This window comes from Kitasatospora sp. NPDC048540 (assembly GCF_040651175.1).
GTDB lineage: Bacteria > Actinomycetota > Actinomycetes > Streptomycetales > Streptomycetaceae > Kitasatospora.
In genome coordinates, this window is sequence record NZ_JBEZIR010000196.1 from 1 (window position 1) to 11,330 (window position 11,330).

An 11,330-nucleotide genomic window follows, 5' to 3' on the forward strand; every position below is an offset into this window, starting at 1 on the left:
GGCGGGGGGGCCCCCGCCGGGGCCCGGCCGGCCCCCGCGCCGGCGCAACCTCGCCGGCGCGCTGGCGGTGCGGCCGGCCGCCCTGGCGCGCCGGGCCGCACCCGGCCACCGGCTGGTCCTGGTCGACGACCTGGTCACCACCGGCGCCAGCCTGGCCGAGGCGGCCCGGGCGCTGCGTGCTGCCGGCCGCCCACCGCACGCGGCCGCCACGGTGGCCGCCGCCGTCCGCCGGAGCAGGTCCGGGCCGGGCCCGGCGGCGCCCGCCCGGGGCGGCCGGGGTGGCCCGGTGCCTAGCCGGGGTAGCTGAAGGAGAGCGCCGGATGCTGCTGCGGCACCGGCACCTCGCGCCACTGGGTGCCCTGGAGCCGGTAGATGTGGTGGTCGGAGACGGCCAGCACGGTCGGCACCTGGTCGCTGTCGCGGCTCTCCGAGGCCGAGACCGAGGTCATCAGCTCACTGACCTGGAGCGGCGCGTCGGTGCTCTGCGAGCCGTCGGTGCCCAGGTAGTGGAGCAGCTGGAGCTTCTCCTTCTCCTTGCCCAGCACGAGCAGCTGGTCCGTGTCGGCCCAGGACACCGAGGAGATCTCGGTCAGCAGCGGGGCGACCGGCCGCAGGCCCGAGATCTCGGCCAGCGGCGCGCTCGCCGTGCCCCGGTGGGTCAGCAGGCCGATCTCCACCGAGCGGGCGGTGCCGCCCTTGGCGTCGCCCAGTACCAGCGCGACCCTGGTCCCGTCCGAGGAGACCTTGAGCCCCTGTACGGTGCGCCCGTTCAGCCCGTGCAGCTGGACCGGGACGACCGTGGTGCCCCGCACCATCAGGACCCGGGGGTTCTGCGGGTCGCGGTCGACCACGAAGAGGTCCCCCCGGCCGTCCCAGCTGGGCGAGGTCAGGCCGAGGCCGGGCTGGGGGGCGCGGCTCTCCACCACGGGGGCGCCGAGCTTGTCGTTGTCCCCGGTGCCGACCACCTGGAGGTTGCGCCCGTCGGCCCCGATCAGGGCGATGGCGCCGCCGTCCCGGCGGACCGCGAAGGTGCCGGGGTGGGTGGCGGCGTTCTGGCCGACCTGGCCGAGCGGGCCGCCCACCGGGTGCCCCAGACCGTCGCCGGGCGCGACCATCACCTGGCCGTTGTCCAGCTGGTAGTACTGCGAGGCGCCGTAGCTGCCGGCCAGGCTGCCCGGCGCGATCCGGCCGGCCTGGTCCGCGGTGATCGCGCAGCCGCCCTTGGCACCGCTCAGCTCCAGCCGCTGGATCGGCGCCTTGCCCTGCTGGTCGGCGAGGGTGTGGTAGAGCTGCCCGGCCATCTGCTGGCACAGGTCGGACCGGCCCGCGAAGTCCGGTACGTCCACCTTGACGGTGGCGGTCTTGTTGTCGCTGACGGTCACCGGGCCGACGATCTTGACCCCGTCGAACGCCGAGTAGACGGCCGGGGCCAGCCAGCCCGAGGGCCCCGCCGCCAGTGCCTTGGCCGCCGCCGTCAGCGGGTCGATCCGGCGCCGCAGGAAGATCGGGTCGGGGACCAGCACGGACTCGCCCCGGGAACGGTCCGACGAGGGGTCGGTGAGGGCGAAGAAGTACCGGTGCACGGCCTTGTAGCCGTTCTTGAACGTGGTCTGGTCGGCGATCAGGCCGTTCGGCAGCTTGTCGATCCGCCACTCGCCCTTGTTCTCGCCCTCGGTCTCCTTCACGAGGGTGAACGTCTGGCGGTACTGCTCGCCCTCCGCGGCCGGCCGGTAGGAGTCGCGGCTGTCCAGCGCGCCGACCAGGTCGCCGTTGACGTCGATGTCGACGGTGGTGGCGCCCTCCTGCACCGAGGGCCTGGTCCGGCCCTGGTTGTCGAGCACCGAGACCCCGGCCTCCGGGTCCCACTTGGCGCCCGCGGCGGCCGTCAGGTAGGTGCGCGCCGTGCTGAAGGTCGGCTCGTCGGCGTTGGAGGCGTCGAGGAAGCCCGCCAGCAGCTCGCCCGGGCTCTCGCCCTTGTACGGCGCGACCGGGTACACCCGAACCTGGAGGTTCTCCGCGCCCGGGACCTGCGGTATCTCCACCCGCTGCGGCGATCCGCCGGCGGGCATGCCGATGCAGCCGGTGGCCAGGAAGGCCAGCATGCTGCCCCAGACGGCCGCGGCGGCCGGGCGGGCACCAGTAGTCCTACCGCTGCCGGTCCGTCGCACCCTCGGCCCCCTCCTGGTCGCTGTCCGGGGTCCGCGTCCCCGCTGGCTGCTGGTCGCCGGGCCGGCCGGCGGGACGGTCGACCACCACCTGGGCGCCCGAGGCACCGTACCCTCCGGCGGCCGCCCGGACGTCCGAGGGGTCGGCGACCGGGGCGGCCGGCACCCGGCCGAGGCCGGGACCGATGCTGAGCACGCCGCCGAGGCCGCTGCCGAAGCCGGTCGGTCCGCCCTCGGGGGTCTCCGGGGTGTCCACCTCGCCGGTCGAGGTCAGCGCCGTCGCGCCGGCCGGGCGCTGCGAGCGGCGGTACGGCGCGCCGGTCGAGGCCAGCCCGCGGTTGTGCCGGGAGTCCTCGGGCTCCAGCCGGAACGGCGCCCGGACCAGCTCCCCGCCGCGGGTCCGCGGCAGGGTGAGCCGGAAGTGCGAACCGCCGCCCGGCTCGCCCCACGCCTGCAGCCAGCCGCCGTGCAGGTGGGCGTCCTCGACCGCGATGGACAGGCCGAGGCCGGTGCCGCCGGTGGTCCGGACCCGGGACGGGTCGGCCCGCCAGAAGCGGTGGAAGACCCGGGACGCCTCGCCCGGCTTGAGGCCGATGCCGTAGTCGCGGACGCCGACGGCGACCGCGCCCTCGCCGGAGCCGAGCCGGATCACCACGTCGCGGCCCTCACCGTGCTCCAGCGCGTTGACCACCAGGTTGCGCAGGATGCGTTCGATCCGGCGGGCGTCGACCTCGGTGACCACCGGGTTCTCCGCACCCCGGATGATCACCGCGCTGCCCTTGGCCTGTGCCAGCGGGTCGGCGCCCTCGACCACCCGGGTCACGATGTCCCGCAGGTCCACCGGCTCGGCGTCCAGGATCGCGGCGCCCGCGTCGAAGCGGCTGATCTCCAGCAGGTCGGCGAGCAGCGACTCGAAGCGGTCCAGCTGCTCCTGCAGCAGTTCGGCCGAGCGGGAGGCCATCGGGTCCAGGTCGTCGCGGCTGTCGTAGATCAGGTCGGCGGCCATCCGGACGGTGGTGAGCGGGGTGCGCAGCTCGTGCGAGACGTCCGAGACGAACCGGCGCTGCACCCGCGAGAGCTCCTCCAGCTGCCGGATCTGCGCCTGGAGCCCGTTCGCCATCCGGTTGAAGGAGTCGCCGAGCCGGGCGATGTCGTCCGACCCGGTCACCTTCATCCGCTCCTCCAGGTGCCCGGCGGCCAGCCGCTCGGAGATCCCGGCGGCCATCCGCACCGGGGTGACCACCTGGCGGACCACCAGCCAGGCGATCCCGCCGAGCAGCATCACCAGGAAGACCCCGGCGGTGGCGAGCGTGCCGACGACCAGCCCGAGGGTCTTGGTCTCCTGGTCGAGCGAGAAGACGTAGTACAGCTGGTAGGCGGTGTTCCCCGGGTCGGGGCCCTCGAACTGCTTCCCGATCACCAGACCCTTCTCGTCCGAGGTCTGGCCGCCGTTGGCGTCGCCCCGGTGGATCATGGTGGTCTGCTCGTGCGGGATGTCCGGCTGCCGGGCGACGTCGTCGCGCAGGTCGCGGGTGATGCTGATCGGGAGGATGTCGCCCGAGTACCAGGCACCGCGGAAGACGGCCCCGGAGCCGCCCTCGTCCTGGCCGGTCGACGGCAGGATGGCGATCACCGAGTAGACCCCGGCACCGCCGCTGGAGAGGTCGGTGACCTGCTTGATCAGCCAGGTCCCGATCTCGTCCCGGGCCGGGTCGGCGTTGGCGCCGACCTTGACCTGGAGCTTCATCGCCTCGTTGATCTTGTCCTGCTCGATCTGGAAGCCGTCGATCGCCTGCCCCTGCGCGGCGTGCCGCTTGGTGTCCAGCAGACCGTTGCGGACCTGGGCGACCACCACCACGCCGAGCACCAGCACCACCACGACCGACAGCAGCAGCGTGGTCGCGACCACCCGCAGCTGGATCGAGCGCCGGTACACGGCTATCAGGCGGTTGAACGGGCGCCTGAACTGACGCGCCACCAGCGCGAGCAGCGCCGCCGGGCCGCGCCGGGGCCGGTGGCCCCGGGTGGTCGAGCTCAGCACCGCACCGCGCACAGCAGCATCCCCGCCGGCTCCGGTGCCCGACGGGGAGGCGTCGACGTTCTGGTCCCGCATCGTCAGCTGGGCCCCGCCTTGTAGCCCACGCCACGGACCGTCACCACGATCTCCGGACGCTCCGGATCCTTCTCGATCTTGGAGCGCAGGCGCTGCACGTGGACGTTGACCAGCCGGGTGTCGGCGGCGTGCCGGTAGCCCCAGACCTGCTCCAGCAGCACCTCACGGGTGAACACCTGCCAGGGCTTGCGGGCCAGCGCGACCAGCAGGTCGAACTCCAGCGGGGTCAGCGGGATGCCCCGGCCGTCCCGCTTCACCGAGTGGCCGGCCACGTCGATCACCAGGTCACCGATGGTCAGCTGCTCCGGCGTGGGCTCCTCGGCCCGGCGCAGGCGGGCCCGGACCCGGGCCACCAGCTCCTTCGGCTTGAACGGCTTGGTGACGTAGTCGTCGGCGCCCGACTCCAGGCCCACCACGATGTCGACCGTGTCGGTCTTCGCGGTGAGCATCACGATCGGAATGCCCGACTCGGCCCGGATCTGCCGGCAGACGTCGATGCCGTCCCGGCCCGGAAGCATCAGGTCGAGCAGTACGAGATCCGGCTTGGTCTCCCGGAACGCGGCAAGCGCCTTGTCCCCATCCGCGACGAAAAACGGCTCAAAACCCTCACCACGCAGCACAATGCCGAGCATCTCGGCCAGTGCGGTGTCGTCATCAACGACGAGGACGCGTCCCTTCATGACTCCATCTTCTCATTACCGGATTGTGACCTGGCGCACATCGGCACCGGTCAAGGGCCTCCGACCCACCGCCGGGCCGGGCATAACACCGCAAACCTCGCAGCTCACGGGCGTCGGGCAGGCATCGGACACACCACAGCGGGGCCATTGTCGATCAGCAACGGGATACCCCTGGGGTGACCACGCCCACCATGGCACGATGGGCGGCGCAGGAACAGTTTCCGGCCGCCCGCCGATCGTCACCCTGCCCGTCCCGGCCCCGCAGAACCCCTCCAAGGAGCAGTGATGACCGACAACCCGGGCTGGACCTCGCCCGGCTCGTCCGAGCCGGCCGACGGGGCCCCGCCGCAGGCAGCCACCGCTGCCGCCACCCCGGGTCCGTCGGCGCCATCCGCCCCCGAGGCCACCGCCCCGCAGGCCCCGGCAGCGCAGCCCACGGCACCGCAGGACGGCCCGCAGGCCCCCGCGGCCGCGCCGCAGGACGTCCCGCCGCCCTCCCAGTGGGGCGCCCCCGGCCAGCCCGCCTACGGCGCCTACGGCGGCCCCGGCTACGGCCCCGGCCCCGGCCCCGGCTGGGGCGGCCGGCCGCCGTACGGCGGTCACCCGGGCTGGGGCGCACCGCCGAGCCCGAAGCCCGGTGTCATCCCGCTGCGCCCGCTCGGCGTCGGCGAGCTGCTGGACGGTTCCTTCACCACCGTGCGCAAGTACTGGCGCACCACGCTGGCCCTGTCGCTCGGCTTCGCCGCGTTCACCCAGACCGTCGAGACCGTGCTGCGCTGGTGGGCCCAGCAGGACGGCGGCGCGGTGGCCGACCTGGTCGCGGCGCTGGTCCCCACCGTGCTGCAGGGCGTGCTCGGCATCCTGCTCGGCGGTCTGCTGACCATCGTGGTCAGCAAGGGCGTCCTCGGGGAGCAGATCACAGTCCGCGAGGCCTGGCAGTCCGCCCGCAGCCAGCTCGGCCGGCTCACCGGCCTCACCTTCCTGACCTTCCTGATCATCGTCGGGGTGTTCGCGGTCGCCGCCGTGCCGCCCGTGCTGCTGGCGATCTCCAACGGCACCGGCCCGGGCGTGCTGCTGCTCGCCATGCTGATGGCCCTGATCGCCGGCGGTGTCGCCGGGTACCTCGGCATCCTGTTCAGCCTCGCCCCGCCCGCCCTGATGCTGGAGCGGCAGGGGGTGCTGACCTCGCTCAGCCGCTCCCGCCGGCTGGTCCGGGGTTCCTGGTGGCGGATCTTCGGCGTCCACCTGCTGACCTCGTTCATCCTCGGCGTGGTCTCCACGGTCGCCGTGCTGCCGTTCCTCCTGGTCGCCACGGTGTTCGGCAACTCCGGCGCGTTCGACCAGCTCACCGGTGACAAGGGCGCCGACCTCAACCTGCTCGGCCTGGTGGTCATCGGCATCGGCAGCACCCTGGTTGCCACCGTCACGATCCCGGTCAACGCCGCCGTGACGGTCCTGCTCTACATCGACCGGCGGATCCGCCGCGAGGCGCTCGACATCGAGCTGGCCCGCGCCGCCGGGGTCAGCGTCGCCCCGCCCACCGGCTGGGCCGGACCGGCCGCCCCCGGGCCCGCCTCGCCCGGCCCCACGGTGCCCGGCCAGAGCACGCCGCCGGGAGCCTGAACCCGATGCCGAACTGGGGGGAGGGTGCGCTGCTGGCCGGCGGCACCCCGGTCACCGTTCCCCGGGACCAGGCCAGGGACGCCGCCCACGACGAGCTGCTCAACCCCGTCTACCACCAGCACGACCCGGGCATCGTGGAGCGGATCGAGCACTGGTTCTCGGACCGGCTCGACGACCTGTTCTCCGGCCTCGGCTCCGCCACCGGCAGCAGCACCGGCGTGGTCCTGCTGCTGATCATCGGCGTGGTGGTCGCGGCGGTGTGGTGGCGGCTCGGCGCGCCCGGCCGGCAGGCCCGCAGCACGGCCCGCCTGTTCGCGGCCGACGGCCCGCGCAGCGCCGCCCAGTACCGCAGCGCGGCCCGGGCCCACGCCGACGCCGGCCGGTGGGACGAGGCGGTCCGCGAGCAGATGCGCGCCCTGGTGCGCGCCCTGGAGGAACGGACCGTCCTGGACGTCCGCCCGGGTCGCACCGCCGACGAGGCCGCCGCCGAAGCGGGCCGCGCCCTGCCCGCCCACGCCTCGGCGCTGTCCGACGCGGCCCGCACCTTCGACGACATCGCCTACGGCGAGCGCACCGCCGAAGCCGGCGACTACCGCTCGCTGGCCGAGCTCGACCGGGCCCTGGAAGCGGCCCGCCCGGCCCTCGCCACGGCCGCCGGAGGCACCTCATGACCGCCGCACCCCCGATACCCGCCGACACCGACGCCGGCCCCGCTGTCGCTGCCCCCGCCACCGGCGCCGCACCCACCAGCCGGTCCGCCGACGCCCGCCGGCTCTGGCTCCGCTCACGCTGGTACCTGCTCAGCGCAGCGTTCGTGATCCTCGTCGGCCTGCTGCTCGGCAGCCTGGCCGGCCGCAGCAGCTGGCCCCCGCTCGACCCCGGCTCCCCCGACCCCGAGGGCGCCCGCGCCCTGGTGGTCCTGCTCAAGGGCGAAGGCGTGGACGTCCGTACCGTCGCCGACGAGCGGGCCCTGGCCACCGCCCTGCGGGAGCCCGCCACCACCGTCCTCCTGCCCCGCCCGGACCTGCTCAGCACCGCACAGCTGGACCGGCTGGGCGCGGTCCCCCGCGGCAGCGCCGGCCGGCTGGTGCTGCTCGCCCCGCAGCAGGCCGCGCTGCACGCCTTCGTCCCCGGCCTCACCGTGGCCACCTCCGCCGACGGCACCCCCGAACCCACCAGCTCGATCAGCACCCCGCCCGGCTGCCGGCTGCCCGAGGCGGTCCGGGCCGGCACCGCCGAGCTCGGCGGTCTGGGCTACGACGCCCGCTCCGGCGACACCGGCTGCTACCCGCGGCACGGCCACCAGAGCCTGGTGGTGCACGCCGAGGACGGCGACCGCGAGACGGTCGTCCTCGGCACCGGCCACCCGCTCAGCAACGAGAGCCTGGACGACGACGGCAACGCCTCGCTCGCCCTCGGCCTGCTCGGCAGCCGGCCCCACCTGGTCTGGTACCTGCCCGACTACAGCGCGCCCTCGCCCTCGGTCGAGCGCAAGCAGTTCGAGGACTTCATCCCGGCCGGCTGGGGGTGGGCCGGCCTCCAACTGCTGGTCGCCGCCGTCCTCGCCGCCCTGTGGCGCGGCCGCCGGCTCGGCCCGGTGGTCAGCGAACGCCTGCCGATCGTGGTCCGGGCCACCGAGACCACCGAGGGACGCGCCCGGCTCTACCACCGCGCCAAGGCCCGCGGCCGGGCCGCCGACGCCCTGCGCCGGGCAGCCGCGCACCGGATCGCCCCCGTCCTCGGGGTCGCCCTGACCGCCGGCGAACCCGACCCGGCCGCGCTCTGCGCCGCGATCTCCGACCGTCTCGGCCGCCCCGCCCCCGACGTCCAGTCACTGCTGTACGGCGGCCCGCCCACCGACGACGCCGCACTGCTGCGGCTCACCGACCACCTCGACGCCCTGGAAAGGCAGGTACGACAGCCGTGACCGAGCAGCCCGCTGCCAGCACGTCCCTCAGCAAGGCCGACATCCCCGGTCCGGCGACCTCCCCCGCGGCCCCGGCCGCCGCCCCGGCCGATGCCCGGGCCGATGCCCGGGCCGCCCTCACCGCACTGCGCACCGAGATCGGCAAGGCCGTGGTGGGACAGGACGCGGCCGTCACCGGCCTGGTGGTCGCCCTGCTCTGCGGCGGCCACGTCCTGCTCGAAGGCGTCCCCGGCGTCGCCAAGACCCTGCTGGTGCGGGCGCTGTCCACGGCGCTGAGCCTGGAGACCAAGCGGATCCAGTTCACCCCCGACCTGATGCCCGGCGACGTCACCGGCTCGCTGGTCTACGACGCCCGCACCGCGGAGTTCTCCTTCCAGCCCGGCCCGGTCTTCACCAACCTGCTGCTCGCGGACGAGATCAACCGCACCCCGCCGAAGACCCAGGCCTCGCTCCTGGAGGCGATGGAGGAGCGCCAGGTCACCGTCGACGGCGAACCCCGCGCGCTACCCGAACCGTTCCTGGTCGCGGCCACCCAGAACCCGGTCGAGTACGAGGGCACCTACCCACTGCCCGAGGCCCAGCTCGACCGCTTCCTGCTCAAGCTGATCCTGCCGCTGCCCACCCGCGACCAGGAGTTCCAGGTCCTGTCCCGGCACGCCAACGGCTTCGACCCGCGCGACCTCGCCGCCGCGGGCGTCCGCCCGGTCGCGGGCCCGGCCGACCTCGCCGCCGCCCGCGCGGAGATCGCCAAGCTCACCATCGCCCCCGAGGTGCTGGCCTACATCGTCGACCTGTGCCGGGCCACCCGCCAGTCCCCCTCGCTGTCGGTCGGCGTCTCCCCCCGAGGCGCCACCGCCCTGCTCGGCGCCTCCCGCGCCTGGGCCTGGCTGGCCGGCCGCGACTACGTCACCCCCGACGACGTCAAGGCGCTCGCCCTGCCCGCACTGCGGCACCGGGTCCAGCTGCGCGCCGAGGCCGAGATGGAGGGGGTCACCGCCGACTCGGTGATCCAGGCGGTGCTCGCCCAGACCCCCGCCCCGCGCTGAGCCGGCCGTACCCCAGGATCCACCCCGAAGGAGTTTCGTCCATGGCCCTGACCGGCCGAACCGCCCTGCTGGCCGCGCTCGGCGCGCTCGTCGTGGGCCTCGCCCTGCCCTCCTGGGCCGGCATCGGCGCGGTCACCCTGCCGGTGCTCCTCGCGGTCCTCGTCGACCTGGTGCTCGCCGCTCCCGTCCGCAGCCTGCGGTTCTCCCGCAGCGGCGACACCAGCGTCCGGCTCGGCGAGGGCGCCACGGTCGAACTCACCGTCACCAACCCCTCCGGACGCCCCCTGCGCGGCCAACTCCGCGACGCCTGGCCGCCGTCCGCCTGGCGGCCCGGCACCGCCATCGCCGGCTCCCGGCACCACCTCGCCGTCCCGGCCGGCGAACGGCGGCGCCTGACCACCTCGTTGGCACCGACCCGGCGCGGCGACCACCACGCGCACCGCGTGACGGTCCGTTCCCTCGGCCCGCTCGGACTGGCGGCCCGTCAGGGCTCGCACCAGGTCCCGTGGACCCTGCGCGCCCTCCCCCCGTTCGCCAGCCGCAAGCACCTGCCCTCCCGGCTGGCCCGGCTGCGCGAACTCGACGGCCGCACCGCCGTCCTGATCCGCGGCCAGGGCACCGAGTTCGACTCCCTGCGCGAATACCTGCCCGGCGACGACGTCCGCTCGATCGACTGGCGCGCCAGCGCCCGCCGCAACACCGTCGCCGTCCGCACCTGGCGCCCGGAACGCGACCGTCACGTCCTGCTCGTCCTGGACACCGGCCGCACCTCCGCCGGCCGGGTCGGCGACGCCCCCCGCCTGGACGCCGCCCTGGACGCGGCCCTGCTGCTCACCGCCCTGGCCACCAAGGCCGGCGACCGGGTCGACCTGCTCGCCCACGACCTGCACAAGCGCGGGAGCGTCCTCGGCCGCTCCCCCTCCGACGTGCTGCCCGCGTTCACCAACGCGATGGCCACCCTGGAGCCCGCCCTGCTCGAGACCGACATGCGGGCCCTGGTGTCGAACGCGCTCCGGCTCGCCCCGCACCGGTCCCTGATCGTGCTGTTCACCGGCCTCGACGCCCGCCCGATCGAGGAGGGCCTACTGCCCGTGCTGCCGCTCCTCACCAAGCGCCACGAGGTGGTCCTGGTCTCCGTCGCCGACCCCCGGCTCGACGAACTGGCCACCGCCCGCGGCACCGTCAAGGAGATCTACGGCGCCGCCGCGGCCGAACAGACCCGCGCCGACCGCCGCCGCACCGCCGAACGCCTCACCCGCCTCGGCGTCACCGTCCTGGACGCACCCCCCGCCGCCGTCCCCCCGGCCCTCGCCGACACCTACCTCGCCCTCAAGGCCGCCGGCCGCCTGTGACACCTCTCAGCGCCCCCGCTGCGTCCGCCTGACCAAGGCCCTCGAGCGCGCTCGGGGGCCTGCTCGCTGCCCTCTGACAGGCGGTGGACGCACACCTCGGCCACTCAGCCGGGCGCCTTCCGTCGTACGGTCCGACGATCCCAGCCGGACCGCCTCATCGTCGGCGAGCCCCGTTGTCGTGGACCATTCGACGCCCGAACCAGCGAGATCACCGACGAAGGCGATCTCCGCTGCCAGCAGCGTCCGCGCCCGGTCTGCTGCAGCGAGCGGAACGCCGTCACGGAGCGCGTCCCGTAGCCTGCAGCACTGGGTCCAGCAGACCGCGGGCGCGGGCATTGGGTCCGGAAATGCGAGAAGCCCCTCCGGGGAACCCGGAGGGGCTTCTACTGAAGAATTGTTCGGCGGCGTCCTACTCTCCCACAGG

The 11,330-nt window shown here is 74.7% G+C and carries 8 protein-coding genes and 1 pseudogene; 6 read left to right on the forward strand and 3 right to left on the reverse strand.

Annotated elements, in window-relative coordinates; all coding sequences use genetic code 11:
• Nucleotides 1-307, forward strand: a pseudogene (locus AB0D08_RS38700) (ComF family protein); the annotation flags it as partial.
• Here the strand turns inward: AB0D08_RS38700 and AB0D08_RS38705 are convergent.
• Genes AB0D08_RS38705 through mtrA form a run of 3 tightly spaced genes read right to left on the reverse strand, consistent with a single transcriptional unit; the run spans nucleotide 291 to nucleotide 4,958 of the window.
• The gene (locus tag AB0D08_RS38705) at nucleotides 291-2,168 is read right to left on the reverse strand and encodes an LpqB family beta-propeller domain-containing protein (protein WP_149038214.1); all 1,878 of its coding nucleotides are present in this window, start codon (nucleotides 2,166-2,168) and stop codon (nucleotides 291-293) included. The pseudogene AB0D08_RS38700 and the gene AB0D08_RS38705 overlap by 17 nt on opposite strands.
• Nucleotides 2,146-4,278, reverse strand: a complete 2,133-nt coding sequence (gene mtrB / locus AB0D08_RS38710) for an MtrAB system histidine kinase MtrB (protein ID WP_359895050.1) — start codon at nucleotides 4,276-4,278, stop codon at nucleotides 2,146-2,148. The genes AB0D08_RS38705 and mtrB overlap by 23 nt, the downstream gene beginning before the upstream one ends.
• Nucleotides 4,279-4,280: 2 nt before the next feature.
• Nucleotides 4,281-4,958, reverse strand: coding sequence for an MtrAB system response regulator MtrA (mtrA, locus tag AB0D08_RS38715; RefSeq protein WP_033821070.1), 678 nt, complete (start codon nucleotides 4,956-4,958; stop codon nucleotides 4,281-4,283).
• Nucleotides 4,959-5,243: 285 nt separating this feature from the next.
• On the opposite strand from mtrA, the gene AB0D08_RS38720 reads away from it, so the two are divergent.
• The 5 genes from AB0D08_RS38720 to AB0D08_RS38740 all read left to right on the forward strand — a co-directional run bounded on the left by AB0D08_RS38720 (nucleotide 5,244) and on the right by AB0D08_RS38740 (nucleotide 10,906).
• The gene (locus AB0D08_RS38720) at nucleotides 5,244-6,581 is read left to right on the forward strand and encodes a hypothetical protein (RefSeq protein WP_359895052.1); all 1,338 of its coding nucleotides are present in this window, start codon (nucleotides 5,244-5,246) and stop codon (nucleotides 6,579-6,581) included.
• Nucleotides 6,582-6,586: 5 nt separating this feature from the next.
• The gene (locus AB0D08_RS38725) at nucleotides 6,587-7,252 is read left to right on the forward strand and encodes a DUF4129 domain-containing protein (RefSeq protein WP_359895053.1); all 666 of its coding nucleotides are present in this window, start codon (nucleotides 6,587-6,589) and stop codon (nucleotides 7,250-7,252) included.
• Nucleotides 7,249-8,508 (forward strand): DUF4350 domain-containing protein, encoded by a 1,260-nt coding sequence (locus tag AB0D08_RS38730; RefSeq protein WP_359895055.1) that lies wholly within the window; start codon nucleotides 7,249-7,251, stop codon nucleotides 8,506-8,508. Before AB0D08_RS38725 ends, AB0D08_RS38730 begins: the two co-directional genes overlap by 4 nt.
• A 125-nt stretch (nucleotides 8,509-8,633) precedes the next feature.
• Nucleotides 8,634-9,554, forward strand: coding sequence for a MoxR family ATPase (locus tag AB0D08_RS38735; RefSeq protein WP_233289066.1), 921 nt, complete (start codon nucleotides 8,634-8,636; stop codon nucleotides 9,552-9,554).
• Between the two features lie 41 nt (nucleotides 9,555-9,595).
• Nucleotides 9,596-10,906, forward strand: a complete 1,311-nt coding sequence (locus AB0D08_RS38740) for a DUF58 domain-containing protein (RefSeq protein WP_359895056.1) — start codon at nucleotides 9,596-9,598, stop codon at nucleotides 10,904-10,906.
• The last annotated feature ends 424 nt before the right edge of the window (nucleotides 10,907-11,330 follow it).